17 protein-coding genes are annotated in these 16033 nt (G+C 55.8%); 10 read left to right on the top strand and 7 right to left on the bottom strand.

The genetic code is table 11. The features are described from left to right. Positions 1-42: 42 nt before the first annotated feature. Positions 43-381, top strand: a complete 339-nt coding sequence (locus ACSSVV_RS11870) for a DUF2782 domain-containing protein (RefSeq protein ID WP_011784087.1) — start codon at positions 43-45, stop codon at positions 379-381. A gap of 13 nt (positions 382-394) precedes the next feature. On the opposite strand, the gene ACSSVV_RS11865 is transcribed toward ACSSVV_RS11870, so the two are convergent. Next, positions 395-892, bottom strand: a complete 498-nt coding sequence (locus ACSSVV_RS11865) for a fibronectin type III domain-containing protein (protein ID WP_235853628.1) — start codon at positions 890-892, stop codon at positions 395-397. Positions 893-1155: 263 nt separating this feature from the next. On the opposite strand from ACSSVV_RS11865, the gene ACSSVV_RS11860 reads away from it, so the two are divergent. Further along, positions 1156-1575 carry a hypothetical protein gene (locus tag ACSSVV_RS11860; RefSeq protein WP_206856130.1) on the top strand — a complete coding sequence of 140 codons (420 nt, stop codon included), beginning with the start codon at positions 1156-1158 and terminating at the stop codon, positions 1573-1575. Positions 1576-1640: 65 nt separating this feature from the next. Here ACSSVV_RS11860 and ACSSVV_RS11855 read toward each other — a convergent pair whose 3' ends face one another. Beyond that, the gene (locus tag ACSSVV_RS11855; protein ID WP_278800481.1) at positions 1641-2288 is read right to left on the bottom strand and encodes a DUF4124 domain-containing protein; all 648 of its coding nucleotides are present in this window, start codon (positions 2286-2288) and stop codon (positions 1641-1643) included. Between the two features lie 3 nt (positions 2289-2291). Next, complete coding sequence (gene pyrE / locus ACSSVV_RS11850) at positions 2292-2930, bottom strand: orotate phosphoribosyltransferase (protein ID WP_454106309.1); 639 nt, start codon at positions 2928-2930, stop codon at positions 2292-2294. A gap of 81 nt (positions 2931-3011) precedes the next feature. Between pyrE and ACSSVV_RS11845 the strand changes: the two genes are divergently transcribed. After that, the gene (locus ACSSVV_RS11845; protein ID WP_183580139.1) at positions 3012-3818 is read left to right on the top strand and encodes an exodeoxyribonuclease III; all 807 of its coding nucleotides are present in this window, start codon (positions 3012-3014) and stop codon (positions 3816-3818) included. Positions 3819-3976: 158 nt separating this feature from the next. On the opposite strand, the gene rph is transcribed toward ACSSVV_RS11845, so the two are convergent. Beyond that, positions 3977-4693 (bottom strand): ribonuclease PH, encoded by a 717-nt coding sequence (gene rph / locus ACSSVV_RS11840; RefSeq protein WP_011784093.1) that lies wholly within the window; start codon positions 4691-4693, stop codon positions 3977-3979. A 182-nt stretch (positions 4694-4875) separates the two neighbouring features. Here rph and ACSSVV_RS11835 point away from each other — a divergent pair, with 182 nt between their 5' ends. Further along, positions 4876-5745, top strand: a complete 870-nt coding sequence (locus ACSSVV_RS11835; protein ID WP_454106308.1) for a YicC/YloC family endoribonuclease — start codon at positions 4876-4878, stop codon at positions 5743-5745. Between the two features lie 185 nt (positions 5746-5930). Beyond that, the gene (locus tag ACSSVV_RS11830; RefSeq protein WP_454106307.1) at positions 5931-7172 is read left to right on the top strand and encodes a tyrosine-type recombinase/integrase; all 1242 of its coding nucleotides are present in this window, start codon (positions 5931-5933) and stop codon (positions 7170-7172) included. 11 nt (positions 7173-7183) lie between these two features. Here ACSSVV_RS11830 and ACSSVV_RS11825 read toward each other — a convergent pair whose 3' ends face one another. Genes ACSSVV_RS11825 through ACSSVV_RS11815 form a run of 3 tightly spaced genes read right to left on the bottom strand, consistent with a single transcriptional unit; the run spans position 7184 to position 9346 of the window. Next, entirely contained in the window at positions 7184-7426 is a 243-nt protein-coding gene (locus ACSSVV_RS11825) for a helix-turn-helix transcriptional regulator (protein ID WP_008174217.1), read from the bottom strand. Next, entirely contained in the window at positions 7419-9143 is a 1725-nt protein-coding gene (locus ACSSVV_RS11820; RefSeq protein ID WP_454106306.1) for a DUF927 domain-containing protein, read from the bottom strand. The genes ACSSVV_RS11825 and ACSSVV_RS11820 overlap by 8 nt, the downstream gene beginning before the upstream one ends. Before the next feature lie 11 nt (positions 9144-9154). Next, complete coding sequence (locus ACSSVV_RS11815) at positions 9155-9346, bottom strand: helix-turn-helix transcriptional regulator (protein ID WP_031209892.1); 192 nt, start codon at positions 9344-9346, stop codon at positions 9155-9157. A 746-nt stretch (positions 9347-10092) separates the two neighbouring features. Between ACSSVV_RS11815 and mobI the strand changes: the two genes are divergently transcribed. The 5 genes from mobI (at position 10093) to brxC (ending at position 15998) form a co-directional block, all read left to right on the top strand. Beyond that, positions 10093-10695, top strand: coding sequence for a conjugative transfer protein MobI(A/C) (gene mobI, locus ACSSVV_RS11810; RefSeq protein ID WP_008174221.1), 603 nt, complete (start codon positions 10093-10095; stop codon positions 10693-10695). A 249-nt stretch (positions 10696-10944) separates the two neighbouring features. Next, positions 10945-11154: a helix-turn-helix domain-containing protein gene (locus tag ACSSVV_RS11805; RefSeq protein WP_022992167.1), complete on the top strand. Its 210-nt coding sequence runs from the start codon at positions 10945-10947 to the stop codon at positions 11152-11154. Next, entirely contained in the window at positions 11151-11765 is a 615-nt protein-coding gene (locus tag ACSSVV_RS11800) for a DUF1819 family protein (RefSeq protein WP_454106305.1), read from the top strand. Before ACSSVV_RS11805 ends, ACSSVV_RS11800 begins: the two co-directional genes overlap by 4 nt. Positions 11766-11782: 17 nt before the next feature. Then, a complete protein-coding gene (locus ACSSVV_RS11795; RefSeq protein ID WP_011784100.1) occupies positions 11783-12373 on the top strand; it encodes a DUF1788 domain-containing protein in 591 nt (196 codons plus the stop codon). A gap of 43 nt (positions 12374-12416) precedes the next feature. Next, on the top strand, positions 12417-15998 hold the full coding sequence (gene brxC, locus ACSSVV_RS11790) for a BREX system P-loop protein BrxC (RefSeq protein ID WP_023008352.1): 3582 nt from the start codon (positions 12417-12419) through the stop codon (positions 15996-15998). Positions 15999-16033 lie beyond the last annotated feature (35 nt).

Raw genomic sequence — 16033 nt, 5'->3', positions numbered from 1 at the left:
TGCAACTCTAGCCAGAAAGATGAACCAAAGGGTACCACGAAAATGAAACGATTCGCCTGTTCCGCCCTGCTGTGGGGCTGCTTCTCCGCGCCGTTGCTGGCCCAGGATGAAGGGGCTCTGGATGCCACCCCGGTGGTTACCCCTCAGGAACCTGTGGTTATTTCCGATTACCAGCCGCCGGAGGGTGGTGCGGAGATTGTTATTCGCCCCGGCGAGAAAGAAGTGTTTTATGAGTATCGGGTGAATGGCCAGCTGATGGAGATCAAAGTGGTGCCTGAAATTGGCCCGGAATACTACCTGGTGCCGGCCGACGGCGGTGGCTGGGTTCAGGATACCGAGTCCGACCTGCTTGTGCCCAGCTGGGTGATCTTCCGCTGGTAACCCGTCCTTCCGGTCAGATCAGGTTGACCTCAACCGGATCTGATCGCCTGCTTTCCAGGCCATCCACATCAATGGTTGTGATCGAGAACTCGTAGGCGCCGGGCTGCATCTCCGACAGGGTGTATCGGGTTTTGCTGCCATCGTTCAGCGGAATGACGCTGAAGCTCTCCTGATGTTTCAGTCGGTAATAGATGCGGTAACCGGCAATCTGACCAGGCGTCAGTGCTGAGCCGTCTTCACGGGTGAGCGGTGGATTCCAGACCAGGGTTTTCGGGATGTCGGCGCCAGGTGGCTGTGGCGTTTCCTGGTCGTCCGGCTGGCTTTGGCCGAGCGTGGCAAGCAGGTCGCCCTGCGCCTGTTTGAGGCGGCTGTCTGCCACCTCCGAAGCGCGTTTCGAATCCAGTTTACTGGCTCGCGTGTCTTCCTGGCAGCCGGCCAGAACTATGGCAAACAGACAAAGGAGTGTGGCCGCGGTTCGTGACAGCGGACTGGGATAAAGCGTTCTCTTCATAACTACTCGCATACGGGGCGCTGCAGGTGCGCCCTCTGGTATTCGTTCGTATGGAGCCTGAATACAACCGGGAGACGGGCTTCGTTAAAACAGTGTGCGATTATGCCAGCGAGTATTCTGTGATCAAGTGAATAATCGGTAAAAACCCCTATCTGTGTTTAGTATGAACATTCTAATTTTTAGCCGTACTTTGGTAGGTGAAAGTTACCAAAGGCTCTGCAAAACGCGGTGCCGAAACGACTCGGAAAACAGGGAGAACCACCATGGGTAAACTGAAATCCTACCAGGAACAGCTGCAAGACATCGTTGAGAAAGGCATCAACGCGGCTGAAGAGCAGCAGAAGAAGCTGGCGTCCAAGCCGTTTGATTATGCAGAAAAGCTGGAAGCGGAAGCGCGTGAGTACAGCGTAAAGACCCTGCGCAAGCGTTACAACGGCTACTCCGAGAACCTGTTCGAGCAGCTGCGTTCGCTGAACTCCCGCTTTGGCAACTTCGCCGCTGAGCTGGTTGCGAAGCTGGAAAAAGAAGCTGCCGAAGGTGCGGACGCTGTTTCAGAGGCAGCCGACGATGTTTCAGAGGCCGCTCAGGATGCCAAGAAGTCCGTAACGGCCAAGAAGCCGGCTACGCGCAAGACCACTGCTCGCAAGCCTGCGGCCAAGAAAACCACTGCCGCCACTGCTTGATTCGACGAGTTGGTGAGTCATACGCAAAGGGCGCTCGGTTGAGCGCCCTTTGTCATTAGTGGAGCTTAGTTTTCTTCCGGCTCCAGGGGGAGTGTTCGTGTCTCCCCGGTGATTTCTTCCAGACGCTTGATGTCTTCTTCGTAGGCCCTTTTCATTTCGCCGATATCCTGCCGCTGAGCGGAAATCTCCCGCTCGATATCTCGAATCTGGGCTTCGAGCCTGCGGATTTTTTCCAGCGTCGTTTCCGGGATGTCCCGGCCGGCGCGCTCCATATCCGCCGCGCGGCTCTGCTCGCTGTCGAGCTGGCTGGAAATTACTGAAATGTTCCCGCGCTTCAGCTGGATAATGCCCTCCAGTTCGCGGATCTTGCGATGCATGGCGCGCACAGCCTGATCCGGATGGCTGAAGCGTTTCAGGAGCAGACGATCCTGCTCCTGCTGGAGTTCCAGTTGCTTCTGGCGCTCTTTCTCGGCTTCCCGGGCGGCGATTTCTTCCGCGGTGGGGGCGGGGGCAATGGTTTCGACCACCCGGCCGTTGTTGCTCAGGATATCGTAACCACGTTTGGTCGCTTCCTGGGGAATGGTGTTGCTGATAACCAGCCGTCCGTTTTCATCCGTGTAACGGTACATGGTTGCCTGGGCGCCGGCCGCAAACAGCAGTCCGAAGGCCGCAACGCCGGCAACAACAGGAGAAACGGTCAGATGGTGACGCATTCATCAGACTCCGTAGCGGTCCCGGTAGCTGGCCACGTTCTCCGCATGGCCGGCAAATTCCGGATTGGCCTTCAGGTAGTCCAGTACCTGTTCAAGACGAATGATGCTGACAACGGGGATGCCGAACTCTTTCTCGACTTCCTGGATGGCGGACAGTTCACCGTTGCCCTTTTCCTGTCGGTCCAGGGCAATCAGCACGCCGGCCGGTTCGGCTCCGGCGGCCCGGATGATGTCGATAGATTCCCGGATGGCCGTGCCTGCGGTAATCACGTCGTCAACAATCAGTACCTTACCTTGTAGTGGGGCGCCAACAATATTGCCACCCTCACCATGATCTTTCTTTTCTTTGCGGTTAAAGGCAAAAGGTTTGCTGTTACCGTCTGTTGCAAGTGCCATGGCGGTTCCCGTGGCCAACGGAATGCCCTTATAGGCAGGCCCGAAAATGATGTCATAATCCAGCCCGCTGCGTGCTATCGCAGCGGCATAGGCCTTGCTTAACTCAAGCAGGTCGTTTCCGGTGTTGAACAGTCCGGCATTGAAGAAGTAGGGGCTGGTGCGCCCGGATTTGAGTGTGAATTCTCCAAAACGCAGCACATTCCGCTGGATGGCAAACTCAATGAATTTTTGCTGATAGTCATGCATGGCAAGGCTTCTGGCGGGGTTTGATCTTTAATTAAAGCGTAAAAACGGTATCATACACACAAACCGAATCAGGGAACACGTATGCGGGTAGTAACAATCAGCGTCAATGGTCTTGAGCAGGCTGTTGAAAAGGGTTTTTTTGACTGGCTTGCCGAACAGGACGCTGATGTGGTCTGTGTGCAGGACCACCGCATGCGCGCCTACGAAATTGAAGACAGGAACCTGATTCCGGAAGGCTACGAGGCCTATTTCATTGATGGTGAACTGAACGAGCACGGTGGTGTCGGCATCTACACCCGTCATTTCCCGAAAGCCATTATGTATGGCTTTGCCAATGAGCAGGCAGACCGGGAAGGCCGCTTTATCCAGGCCGACTTCGACAAGGTTTCCGTTGCCTGCGTGCTCGCGCCCTGTGCCCTCGGCCGCGAGGAAGAACTGATCGGTGAAGACGACCTTACGGTTCTGGATCACAAAGACGAGTTCATGGAAGCCTTTGGCATCCATATGCAGAAAACCCTGCGCAAACGTCGTCAGTTTATTCTATGCGCGAATCTGCAGACCGCTCACCATGTAACCGACGCCAGCCCGCTTTATCACAAGACCGATTTCTCCGGTTTCCTGCCCCATGAGCGTGCGTGGCTGGATCGTTTGTTTGATGAGATGGGCTGTATTGATGCGTTCCGCGAGATCAACAAGCAGAGCAATCAGTTCACCTGGTGGCCGGAGCAGACCGAAGGCTCCCGTAAGAAAGCGGGTATCCGGGTGGATTATCACCTGCTGACGCCGGGTATTCGCAAGACCATTCGCGATGGCTGGATTGATGACGAGACCCGGTTCTCTGATCATGCCCCTGTAATCATGGATTACGATATCGAAATCGGCTTCTAAGCTTTGAGATAGTCGGTCGCGTGTCCGGAGGGGGGAAGCCTTTCCGGAACACGCTACAAGCACATCCCTGTGCGCTCGTCTCCGGCCATCCCTGGCCGGAGACGGTCCCGGAAAGGCTTCCCCCTCCGAACCCGCTAGCTTTCAGTAGGCCGTCAGGCCTATGCGCTCAAAGCTTCTTTCTGCAGTTCAAACAACTGATCAATCGCTTTCCTTGCCAGCGCCAGCATGGCGTCCAGTTCTGCCTGCTCGAACGGCGCACCTTCCGCAGTTCCCTGGATTTCAATGAAGCCGCCCTGATCGGTCATGATCACGTTCATGTCAGTTTCAGCTTCGGAGTCTTCCGGGTAGTCCAGATCGGCTACCGGGGTGCCCCTGTAGACACCGACAGATACCGCCGCCACCATCTGTTTGAGAGGTGATTTCTTCAGGCGTTTCTCTTTTACCAGGTGATTCAGCGCGTCTACCAGGGCCACGCAGCCACCGGTGATCGCAGCAGTGCGGGTGCCGCCGTCGGCCTGGATCACGTCACAGTCGATGGTGATGGTGTGTTCGCCCAGCGCTTCGAGGTCCACTGCGGCGCGCAGGCTGCGGCCGATCAGGCGCTGGATTTCCACGGTGCGGCCACCCTGTTTTCCACGGGCAGCTTCCCGGCCCATGCGGCTGCCGGTGGAGCGGGGCAGCATGCCGTACTCGGCGGTGATCCAGCCTTTGCCTTCGCCGCGCAGGAACGGTGGCACTTTGTTTTCGACAGAGGCAGTACAGATCACCTTGGTATCGCCGAATTCCACCAATACCGAGCCTTCGGCGTGGCGCGTGTAGTTCCGGGTGATGCGGACGTCTCTGGGTTGCTCAGGCGTTCTGCCGCTTGGTCGCATAGTGTGTCCTGTTTTTGAATATGAATGTCCGGCTGGTGCCGGTCGGGCGTTTTGAAAGGGCAACGAGTATAGCACGTAGCAAGCGCCCGGCGGGGGAGGCTGCGTGCCCCTTTGGTCGGGTTCGCCGCTCCGGGTGTTTGCCTGTTAAACTCGATGTTCCTTTGACGAACACTGGAGTCACTATGATCCGCAGCATGACTGCTTTTGCCCGCAAGGACGCCCAGGGTGACTGGGGTACTCTTACTTGTGAGATTCGTACCGTGAATCACCGCTATCTGGAACCTTCGTTCCGATTGCCGGAGGCTTTTCGTGAGCTTGAGAACCGGTTTCGGGAGGAATTGCGCAAGCAGGGCTTGAAGCGGGGCAAGGTCGATGTCTCCATGCGCCTGCAGTCGGCCGAGAGTGATGTCCAGGGCTTTGAAATCAGTGATGAGATGGCCCGAGCTGTGAACGAGGCGGCCAATCATATCAACCGTATGCTGGATAACCCGGCCCACATCAATGCGCTCGATATTCTGCGCTGGCCGGGGGTGATGTCTCTGCCCGAAAAGGACTACAGCGCGGCGAAGGAGGCAGCGGCAGATCTGTTTGCCGATACCGTGGCTGAGTTGACGAGTGTGCGCGAACGGGAAGGCGAGCGCCTGAGGCCGTTGTTCGAGGATCGTCTGGCCACCATGGGTAAGCTGGTGGCTGAGGTGCGTGAGAAAATGCCGCAACTGCTGGCCGCCCAGGAGCGGAATCTGAAAGACCGGTTCGAGAAGGCGAAAGTGGAGCTGGATCCGGAGCGTGTGGCCCAGGAAATGGTCATGCTGGCCCAGAAAAGTGATGTGGCTGAGGAGCTTGACCGGCTGGAAGCCCACATCAGTGAGGTCACCGACACCCTGAAGAACGACGATGCCATCGGCCGGCGCCTGGATTTTCTGATGCAGGAGCTGAACCGCGAAGCCAACACCCTTAGCAGCAAAAGTATTGATGCGGCGGTTACCCGTATTGCGGTGGATCTCAAGGTGCTGATCGAGCAGATGCGGGAACAGGTGCAGAATATTGAGTGATGTTCTTGGGGGTTCGACGTTGTTCTTGATGGCATTATAAATCAAATAGTTATGTAATTTTGACGCTCATAATGTTCGTGTAAGTTCTGCCAAGTTTGGGTAGTGATGGGTAGTAGATTGGGGAGTATTTTCTCGCTATATTGTATCGGCGAGATTGTACTCCCCAATTTTTTTAAGGCAGGAAAGTGGGCAAGCTACACGACAAGACCGTCAAGAAACTGATCAAAGAGAAGCCATCCGTGCGGCATGCCGATGGCAATGGTCTCTACCTCATGACCCCGAAGCGCGGCGATGCCTACTGGATGCTGCGCTATACCACCCCAGCTACCAAGCTCCGGCGCGAATACACCATCGGCAAGGTGGACGACTGGTCATTGGCCGACGCCCGTGATGAGGCGGCGAAGCTGAGGTTGGCGATCAAGCGTGAGGGTGCTGACCCGGTTCAGGAGCGGCAGAAGGTCAACCAAAACCCCTTCAAAACGCTCAATGACCTGTACGCGGACTACTACGAGCTTCGCAAACGAGAAATCGCGTCCCACCATAAAGAGAAGAGCCTGTACGAACGCGAGGTGGCCTGGCGCATCGGGAAGGTGGAGCTGGAAAAGATCCGGCCAGTGGATATCAGTGAAATTCTGCGCGACGTGGCCAATGGCTATGACGACAATAAGCCCCGCCCAACCCTCTCAAATGACTTGATGCGTCTGTTGAGGAATCTGTTTGATCATGGCATCAAACTGGACGTCACCAGGTTCAATCCGGCCTCGCCATTCCGTCCCAGGGACGCCGGCGGAGAGGAGAAGGCCGCCAACTACCCAATGAATGAAGACGAAGTCACCGAGTTCTTTACCAAACTTAGGGTGATTCCGGCGCAGTTCAGTCGAGAGAACTACTTGGCCTGCGCGTTGCTGATAGCGACTTGTACGAGAAAGATGGAGCTTTTGGCCGCGCCTTGGTCGGAATTCGATCTGGAGAACCGTATCTGGTACCTGCCCGAGGAAAGGACCAAAAAGAGAAGGGCCATCGATATCCCGTTGGCGGAACCCGCCGTGGAATGGTTGAATGAACTGAAAGTACGCTCCTGTGGGAGTGAGTGGGTCTTCCCAGCTCGCAGGATCAGCAAAAAAGCACGGACTCCGCACGTATGCGAGAATACGCTCAACCATGCGCTCAAGAAGCTCTTTGAGAAAAAGCTCTTCTCATTTGACAAGCGCCGCGTCCACGATCTTCGCGGCACGGCCCGTACGAAACTGGGTAAGCTCGGCTTTGATGACAATCTGGCCCAGCGCTGCCTGAATCAGCTGCCCGGCAACCGGACGGACCGGGTTTATAACAAGCATGCGTACTTTGAAGAGCGAAGAGCGGCTCACGAGGCGCTCTGCGAATGGTTAGCGCCCATCGTGAGAGGTGAAGTTAGTTCTGGAGAGTAAAAGGGGCCAAATCAAGCCCCTTGCTGTTCGATCCAAGCCAACAGATCCGATAGTCGCCACGCCACCGAGTTGCAGCCCAACTTGAGCCGTGCCGGAGCCACTCGCTTTCTTTCCAAAGTCCACCACTGCGTCCGACTGACACCCGTAATCGTTCGACGGTCCGACTCCCGAACCAGCCGCTCACACTGTCCAGAACGAGCCAGAAGCTTGGTGCGCACCTCTTCCGAAGGCGGACTGAAGGTTTTATCAATCATCCTCCTCTACCTCCGAATCACCAGTGGGAATAGTGGGAAACTGGGAAAGTCCATCTCCATCCGGTAGCGCTTCCCAATACGCCTTGATGCGATCAGGCCACAGGGCGAAAAAACGCTCCGATCGATCCCGCAGCTTGATTTTCATGGTGCCACGGCTCTGCTCATTGGTTTCCATGAAATCTCTCTGGATAAGCGGCTCAATTTCCCGAGTGTATCGACTACGAAGGCCAAGCTCCTTGATCAGAGTATTTTTGGGTATCAGCCACTGCGTCTCACCGGCCACTTTGCGTCGCAGACCAATTGCTCTTCCGTAATCCCCCCGCTCTATGTCAACAAGGCGGTGATTCCATTTGTAAATCGCATCGCGAAGGCGAGCCAAAATGCGGTGCTCCTCCGAATTGAAGATGTGACCTCGGCTCCGAAGCCAGGCTCCAACTGCTTGGTGTACCGCTCGAACTGACTCCGCTTCCGACCAGGGGAGTAGGTAGTTCCGGCAGGCTAGGCACAGAGCAGCGGTGATCAGTGCGAACCGCCTGATCACCCGGAGGACTTGCGAAGCCATATGAGAGGTCTTCCATTGGTCCGTCAACCGGGCGACCTCATTCTGGATATAGCCGGGCAAGTCATCCACATCTTCTGTGAGACGCTCAAGCCAGTGCCGGAACAGCGTGCCATGGTAGTGCCTGGTGCGGCTTTTCAACGCGTCCACGAACTCTTGGGGGCTGCTGAAGCCATGCACCTCGTCAAAGGCTCCAAATTTTCCAAAAACGGGGATCTCGACAAGACGATTCTCTTGGCCGGCTTTAACCGACTTTCCTATTTCCTGAAACACTTCCGACAGCCATACCTCACCAGTACTTAACGCCAGCGTTCGCCAGTGCGTTTGTTCAGCAAGATCCCCTGAGATATTCGCGCGCAGCTTACTGGCACCGGTCATTATGTGATACGTCGCCACATCGACATCTTCCGGGCGCGCCAGGCCAATTTCATCCAATGCCAGCAACATGTCATTGTGCTCAGCAGCCACGGCTGCCAAGCCATTGGCAGTCGATACCCAGTTCCGCACAAACGTTGGTGCACCACACACGCTCGCGGCCGCCTGCAGTAGTGTCGTTTTACCGCTGGAGCTATTGCCGCCGAAGTGAAAAGCCCCATTTTCAATCTCCGCATGCTTCAGCAGTGGTGCCGCAAGGGCTACCCCAATGCTGAACATCGCCAGCGGGTTGCCCTCACACAGCTTCCCCACTTGAGCTTGCCAATCCTGGAGAGAACCGTTTTCCTGAAGTAGAGGGGAGGTTGATAGCTGCCCGACGAAGTAGTGCTGCTCATCCGCCTGACCTGCCGTCCAGCTACTCGTCGCGAAGATGGGGCCGTGCCAACCTGTACGGTCGACGGTTGTGGCCGGCGGCGCCTTTGCCATTTCCTCAAGCAGGTAGCGTTGTAGTCGTGCCCAACTGATATTGCCAGGCTCCAGCGGATAGCCGCTGTCCACGAGCAGCTCCCGTATCTGTCGGGCGTTATCGCCGTTCAGGTTGCGCGCATACACCACCTCGCGGAGCAGGACGTTGTCCATATTTTTCCACTGCAGCAGCGCACCGTGACCGTGCTTCTTGTTGGAGAGTCGGGTTCTGGCAATAACCTCAATCCATCCACCAACTCTTTGCCATTCATCAGAGCTGAAGCAGTACAGGCCAGAGTCTCTCAATTGAAATTTCATTTGCCCCTCCGTCACAACCGATCCAGCCAGTTTCTAACATCCTGGATCCGAAACCTGACGGCTCGACCTTGCGGGTTTGGCTTGATGGGGGCGGGGAAGCGACCTGATCGGACGTATCGACGTAGCGTGGCTTGCGATAGCTGAGTGACGGCGCACACTTCTTCGTATGTGAGCAAGCGCTCGTTGGTCTCGCTAGAAAACATGTGTTTCATTATCTACTCCTGGTTCGTTGATTAACGGCAGGAGTGATTATTAGTAATCAGGAGTCAGGACCAGAACCGTGAAATTGGCCATTTTGGGCGCAAAGAGAAAAAAATTATAACTAGATGAAATTAAAGGTTAACTTCTGTCATTAAGGCGATTTTCATGGGAGCCTCATCGGTTTACGAGCAAAATCTGGCGAAATGTAAGCAATCGCTGTTACCCGCCACCATCACGGCATCATTTTGTGAAGCGGTAATGCGCATTGACTTTCACATGTGAAAGTCAATGCTGGACGTGATCAAAACAGCCTCTTAAAGAGCCTTTTCGAGGCCCTGTTATTTTACGGGGCATGTCCATATCACAACGGGGCTCCAAAAGGTCTCTTCCAAGCCCTTTGTAAGTGCCCCGAGGAAGTAGCGGGAATTGTTGTAGCGACGACAGTCAGTCCGGTTCCATCAAGCCTCCGGATACCGGTGTTGTCACTGAGGTGGGAGGCCAGGGTCCCAAATGAATAATGGAACGCGGATCCTTCAGCCCATGCGAGCTATTTCATGGCGCGCGGGAGCGCAGCGGCAAAGTCCCAAATCAGATAGTTACGTGGACAGGAATTGGAAAGGTCCCATGGCTTGGAGGAAGGAATCTGCCTCCGCCCCCGCCTTTGTGTCCAAAAAGGACAAAAGCACATGGCAGCTCAAAGCACTCGACGGATTACGATTGTTGGCAAATCCATAGCGAGGAGCCAGCCATGAGCAAACGAATGACTCACCAGGAAATCTGCGAAGAGTGGGAGGCGGTCAGCCGAGCCCAAAATGTGAACCACCAACGTGGTATCAAAGCCGCCATAACGCAATGCCGTCAGTTTCTGACGGCGATTCACCAGCAAGCGGACGTGGAGCAAGCGAGGTACCGCTATCTGGCGCAGCGGCTCTGTGATCACTTCTGGTCCCACAACATGGCTTATCGTACCGACAAGACACCCGGCTATCCCGGGCACTTCGGCTGCCGCGTTCGACTCAGAAAAAGAAAACTGGAATTGTCCTGGTACTACAACCGCTTTATCCCGAAGAAGAGTGGCGAGGGCCGATCAGTGTTCAGTGAGTACATTCGCAAAGAAGGTCGGTTCCGCTACCACAAACCGGCCTTCACTCGGGCTCAGGACTGGGAGCAACCCCATATCATGGAGACTGAGACTGGTTTTGAAATGCTGCGAAGACTCAATGCCAACCAGGCGGAGCTTTGTCGAATCGTGCGGAAAAGCGAGCGCCTCCTGAAAGATCTGGAGGAGCACCTCGGTGGACTGAAGGAGGCTGCCAGCGGGAGTTCAAGCCCCTCCAACGAGGCGGAATGAGGGCTGTTGGCGGTAAAAGGCCTGCCGCTCACACCGTAGGTGTTGATTGCGTGGGGCTATTGGTGGGCGCGGCTAAATTTACGGTAGCTATGGATGCTGTCCTTTGCCGGTCTATCCGGGTCAAATCGGTTGAATGCGGCGTGGTACCTCTATATATTGATCAGTCAATCTAGTGTAGGGCTGCTCCGCCCACGAAACCATGCCGCCTCAGATGAGGCGGCAACACCATCGCCCATAGGAAGCGAAAACATGGCCGAGATGGAAGATCGCTGGTTATCCGTAGACGAAATAGGCAAGCACCTCGGTGTCAGCAATGACACCGTGTACCGCTGGATCGACAAGCACTCAATGCCCGCCCACCGCATGGGGCGATTTTGGAAGTTCAAAAAAGTCGAAGTAGATGAGTGGGTCAAGGGCGGAGGAGCCGCCGAGACGAGCAAAGGTGAGCGTTCCGAATGACCCAAGGCCGGTATCGCATCTCCTTCACGTCCGGCAGCCTGTATCACCGCGAATCGGTGAAGCTGGCCGAGCTGTACCTGTCGCTCCGTGACTGGGATGAGGTGCGGACTCAAGCTCTACATGACAACCTTCTACAGGCCAGAACGGAAAGCACGGCAAAGCGCACCTGTAGAGAGGCGGTTGCACGCCTGAAGACGTTGACCGAGAGCGAACTGACTTTCCTGGCCGAGGCAAACCACCAGGACCAGGCACATCTCCTGTGGGTTTCCGTGTGCCGCCTTTATCGCTTTATAGCGGACTTCGCGGTGGAAGTGCTACACGAACGGTTTGTAGCGATGAAGTTGGATCTCAGCTTTGAGGATTTCGACGCCTTCTATAACCGTAAATCGGAATGGCATGACGAACTGGATAATGCCAGCGCCTCAACGCGCGATAAATTGCGGCAGGTCCTGTTCAGAATGCTGCGGGAGGCAGGGTTGTTAGCTAAGGACAAAACCATAAACGCAGTTCTGCTAAGCCCCAGGCTGGTTGAGTTGCTGCGTCAGAACAATCCTGACGAGTTTTTCTACTTCCCAGTCTATGAATCCGATATCAGGGGGATGTCAGCTTGAGAAAGGACATTGCCAAAATGCCGATGCAGGAGCGACTACAGCACCTGTTCAGCGTGGTTTCCGGCCAGCGGTTCCTGAACAAACAGGGACTGGGTAATGAAGTGCCTTTCTTCATCTGCCCCTACCGGCCTGAAGAGGCGGTCGAGATGGAGCGTCTTCAGCGGCAGTTGGTTAACCGGCTAGAGCAGGCGGGCATCCGGATCCTGAGTATCAATCTGTACGACCTGGCCGTCGATATCTTGAAAGAAAGAGACATCTGGGAGCAGGTGTTGGAGCTCGAGCCCACGGTCTCAAAGGATCAACTGAAAGAACTGCTACAGGGAGTGCTGGACCCGGAAGCCCATTTGGTGCCCGCTATTGCGGCAAAACTCCAGTCCGTTGAGTTTGACGTGCTGTTTCTCTCAGGGGTGGGCGAGGTCTTCCCCTACATACGCTCCCACAACGTGCTCAACAACTTGCAGAGCACCGCCAAAGACCAGCCAACGGTGATGTTCTTCCCGGGCTCCTATACCCACTCGCTGGAAACCGGTGCATCTCTGGATCTGTTCGGCAGGCTGCATGACGACAAGTACTACCGTGCGTTCAACATCTTTCATTACGAAGCCTGAGCGGACGATACGATTCGAGGCGTAATCATTAAGGGAAAGTACAATGACATTGAAGAATATTTTTCTAAAGCCCGTTGACCGCCCCATTGAAGGCGTTATCAAAGCCGACGATGAAGCCAGTCTTCGCCTCGAAATTGAAGAATACGTACTGACCAACGAAGTCGAGAAACGCCTCGAAGAGTTCCTGGACGCCTACAATAACTACGAAGGGGCGAACGGGGTCTGGGTATCCGGCTTCTTCGGCTCAGGTAAGTCGCACCTCCTCAAGATGCTGGCCCTTCTGCTTGAAAACCGGGAGATGGACGGTGCTACTACCCTGGACCTGTTCCTTCCCAAGTGCAGTGAGAATGAAATTCTCCGGGGCGACCTGAAACGAGCTGTCTCAATTCCGGCGAAGAGCATTCTGTTCAACATCGACCAGAAAGCCGATGTCATCAGCAAAACCCAAATCGATGCGCTTCTGGCCGTGTTCGTTAAAGTCTTCGACGAAATGTGCGGCTACTACGGCAAACAAGGGCACATTGCCCAGTTTGAGCGCGATCTGGACGGCCGTGGCCTGTACGAACAGTTCAAAGCCGAGTACGAGGCCATCGCCGGTCGCCCCTGGCAGAAAGGCCGGGAGCAAGCCCTTCTGGAAGGCCCGAATATTGCCAAAGCCTACGCCGCTGTGACCGGTGGCGACCCGCAGTCGGCAGCGGGCATTCTGGACAAGTACCGCAGCGAATACCGCGTTTCAATTGAAGACTTCGCGGACAATGTGAACACCTATATCGAGAAGCAGGCAAAAGAGGGTGGCCACAAAGAGTTCCGCCTGAACTTCTTTGTGGACGAGGTCGGCCAGTACATTGCCGACAACACCAAGCTGATGACCAACCTGCAAACCATTGCCGAGAGCCTCGCCACCAAGTGCCGGGGGCGGGCCTGGATTATCGTCACCGCCCAGGAAGAAATGAAAAACGTGGTTGGCGAAATGGGCAAGCAGCAGGGCCACGACTTCTCGAAAATTCAGGCACGGTTCAATAACCGTATGAAGCTGTCCAGTGCGGACGTGGCGGAGGTCATCCAGAAGCGCCTGCTAACCAAGACCGAAGAAGGCGTCAATCAGCTGTCGGACGTCTATCACGCACAGGCGAACAACTTCAAAACCCTGTTTGACTTCGCGGATGGATCGGCCACCTACCGGAACTTCCGGGACAGGGACCACTTCATCCACAGCTACCCCTTCGTCCCCTACCAGTTCGCGCTGTTTCAATCGGCGATCCAGAACCTGTCGCAGCACAACGCCTTCGAGGGTAAACACAGTTCCGTCGGTGAGCGCTCCATGCTGGGTGTTTTCCAGCAGGTGGCCATCCACATCGGCAACCATGAGGTGGGCCAGCTGGCCACCTTTGACCTGATGTTTGAAGGCATCCGCTCTGCACTGAAATCACAAATACAGCGGGCGATTATTCAGGCCGAGAACCACCTCGATAATGCCTTCGCCATCCGGCTGCTGAAGGCCCTGTTCCTGGTCAAATATGTCAAGGAATTCAAGCCCACGGTGCGCAACCTTTGCGTGCTGATGCTGGATGCCTTCGATCAGGATCTGCCGGCACTTCGCACCAAGGTCGAAGAAGCCCTGAGCCTTCTGGAGCAACAGACCTACATACAGCGCAACGGCGACCAGTACGAGTACCTGACGGACGAGGAAAAGGACGTCGAGCAGGAGATCAAGAACACAGAGGTTGAGTCATCGGACGTTGCGGACGAGCTGGAAAAGATCGTTTTCGACTTTGTTATAAAACAGCGCAAAATCCGCTATGACGCCGGCTCCTCCCAAAACCAGGGGCAGGACTACTCCTATTCGCGCAAACTGGATGATCGTCTGCATGGGCGTGAATACGAGCTCTCGATCAATGTCATCAGCCCGTTCCACGAGCATACTGACAACGAGCAGATGCTACGCACAGCCTCGACCTACAAGGCGGACGAGCTGTTCGTGCTCATGCCGTCAGACGAGCGCCTGGTGCGCGATCTGCTCATGTTCAAGCGCACCGAGAAGTACATCAAGCAGAACATTTCCGTTACCCAGCAGGAAGCCGTTAAGCGGATCCTGAATGACAAGGGCTTTCAGAACCGTGAGCGCGAGGCCAGGCTCCGGCAGCAGGTTCAGACCCTCATTGGCAAGTCCAAGTTGCTCATTGGCGGCGCCGATGTGGAAGTGGCGAATGAGGACCCCCAGACCCGCATTATTCGGGGCTTCCATGAGCTGATTTCACGGGCTTACCCCAACCTCCGCATGTTGCGCGGCGTTTCCTACACGGAAAACGACATCAGCAATTGCCTCAACCGCACAGACGATGGCCTTTTCGGTAATGACGCCACGGCCCTGGCGGAATCCGAGCAAGAGGTGCTGGCATTCATTCAGAGCAACAATCGGGGCGGTGTCCGCACCACCCTCAAGAGCCTGCTGGAAAAGTTCGAACGCAAACCCTACGGCTGGTATTACGCCGCGATTCTCTGCACGCTGGCCAACCTTTGTGCCCGTGGCAAGGTGGAGGTTCGTCTCGACGGTAACATCCTGGAGGACAGCGAGTTGGAGCGCGCCCTGCGTAACACTCACGGCCACGGCAACGTGGTGCTGGAACCACAGATTGAGTTCACCGCCTCTCAGGTCCGAGCCCTCAAGTCGTTCTACGAGGACTTCTTCGACAGCCCGCCCCGCAGCAGCGAAGCCAAGGCCCTGGGTAAAGAGGCCGGCGACGCCTTCCAGGACATGTACCACGACCTGGATCGGCGGATAGCGCAGGTCGATCAGTACCCGTTTCTCAATGCCTTGAAACCTGCCCTGGTGACGCTGAAAGAGGTCGCCGGAAAGCCCTACACCTGGCACCTGACGGAATTGGGCAAGCAGGAAGACCAGCTGCTGGACCTGAAAGAGGATGTCATCGACCCCATCCGCAAGTTTATGGGCGGTTCACAAAAAGACATCTACAACCAGGCTCGGTCCTTCCTGCAGAGCCAGGAGCCCAACTTCATCTATGTGTCCGGGGACGAGATCGAGCAGATCCGCACCATCCTGAACGACCCCAACTGCTACAAAGGGAATCGCATTCAGCAGCTCAAGGGCCAACTGGATAGCCTGCAGGAGCGCATCGACGAGAAAGTGCAGCAAACCCGAGCTCAGGCAGAAACCTCCCTGAAGACCATGCAGGAACGCATGCAAAGTATGGACGAATATCAGTCCCTGCCGGAACCACGCCAGGATGAGCTCAACAAACCGTTCCGGGATCTGGTCGACTACATCGGGCAGGAGCGCCTGATTGCCGTGATCAAGGACCGTACCCGGTACTTTGAAGAAGAGGGCTACCAGAAGCTGCTGGGCAAAATGGTGGCGCTGGCCAATCAGAAATCAGCACCGGCAGACGACCCCGATCAGCACCCAGGTAGCCAGAGTGAAGACCAGAGTGACGGGGGGACTCCCGAGGTCAAGGAATCGGCAGCCGACTACGTTCACACCCGCAACCTCCGTGTCGCGTTCGACAAGGCCTGGCTGGCCAACGAGGGTGATGTGGACCGGTACCTGAATGCCCTGCGCGAGGCCCTGCTGGTTGAAATCCAGCAAGGCCGCAAGGTCCAGATCTAAGCGTGCCGAACCGTCTAACCGGTCGATGTTGGGGA

The sequence above is a fragment of the Marinobacter sp. MBR-105 genome (genome assembly GCF_053628895.1).
The sequence above is the reverse complement of the archived record's forward strand: the minus strand, read 5'-3'. Positions and strand labels throughout refer to the sequence as shown.

What these genes read in the sequence shown, in the direction of transcription:
- ACSSVV_RS11870 (WP_011784087.1), top strand. Translation starts at nt 43, where the DNA reads ATGAAACGATTCGCCTGTTCCGCCCTGCTGTGGGGCTGCTTCTCCGCG.
- ACSSVV_RS11865 (WP_235853628.1), bottom strand. Translation starts at nt 892, where the DNA reads ATGAAGAGAACGCTTTATCCCAGTCCGCTGTCACGAACCGCGGCCACA.
- ACSSVV_RS11860 (WP_206856130.1), top strand. Translation starts at nt 1,156, where the DNA reads ATGGGTAAACTGAAATCCTACCAGGAACAGCTGCAAGACATCGTTGAG.
- ACSSVV_RS11855 (WP_278800481.1), bottom strand. Translation starts at nt 2,288, where the DNA reads ATGCGTCACCATCTGACCGTTTCTCCTGTTGTTGCCGGCGTTGCGGCC.
- pyrE (WP_454106309.1), bottom strand. Translation starts at nt 2,930, where the DNA reads ATGCATGACTATCAGCAAAAATTCATTGAGTTTGCCATCCAGCGGAAT.
- ACSSVV_RS11845 (WP_183580139.1), top strand. Translation starts at nt 3,012, where the DNA reads ATGCGGGTAGTAACAATCAGCGTCAATGGTCTTGAGCAGGCTGTTGAA.
- rph (WP_011784093.1), bottom strand. Translation starts at nt 4,693, where the DNA reads ATGCGACCAAGCGGCAGAACGCCTGAGCAACCCAGAGACGTCCGCATC.
- ACSSVV_RS11835 (WP_454106308.1), top strand. Translation starts at nt 4,876, where the DNA reads ATGATCCGCAGCATGACTGCTTTTGCCCGCAAGGACGCCCAGGGTGAC.
- ACSSVV_RS11825 (WP_008174217.1), bottom strand. Translation starts at nt 7,426, where the DNA reads ATGATTGATAAAACCTTCAGTCCGCCTTCGGAAGAGGTGCGCACCAAG.
- ACSSVV_RS11820 (WP_454106306.1), bottom strand. Translation starts at nt 9,143, where the DNA reads ATGAAATTTCAATTGAGAGACTCTGGCCTGTACTGCTTCAGCTCTGAT.
- ACSSVV_RS11815 (WP_031209892.1), bottom strand. Translation starts at nt 9,346, where the DNA reads ATGTTTTCTAGCGAGACCAACGAGCGCTTGCTCACATACGAAGAAGTG.
- mobI (WP_008174221.1), top strand. Translation starts at nt 10,093, where the DNA reads ATGAGCAAACGAATGACTCACCAGGAAATCTGCGAAGAGTGGGAGGCG.
- ACSSVV_RS11805 (WP_022992167.1), top strand. Translation starts at nt 10,945, where the DNA reads ATGGCCGAGATGGAAGATCGCTGGTTATCCGTAGACGAAATAGGCAAG.
- ACSSVV_RS11800 (WP_454106305.1), top strand. Translation starts at nt 11,151, where the DNA reads ATGACCCAAGGCCGGTATCGCATCTCCTTCACGTCCGGCAGCCTGTAT.
- ACSSVV_RS11795 (WP_011784100.1), top strand. Translation starts at nt 11,783, where the DNA reads ATGCCGATGCAGGAGCGACTACAGCACCTGTTCAGCGTGGTTTCCGGC.
- brxC (WP_023008352.1), top strand. Translation starts at nt 12,417, where the DNA reads ATGACATTGAAGAATATTTTTCTAAAGCCCGTTGACCGCCCCATTGAA.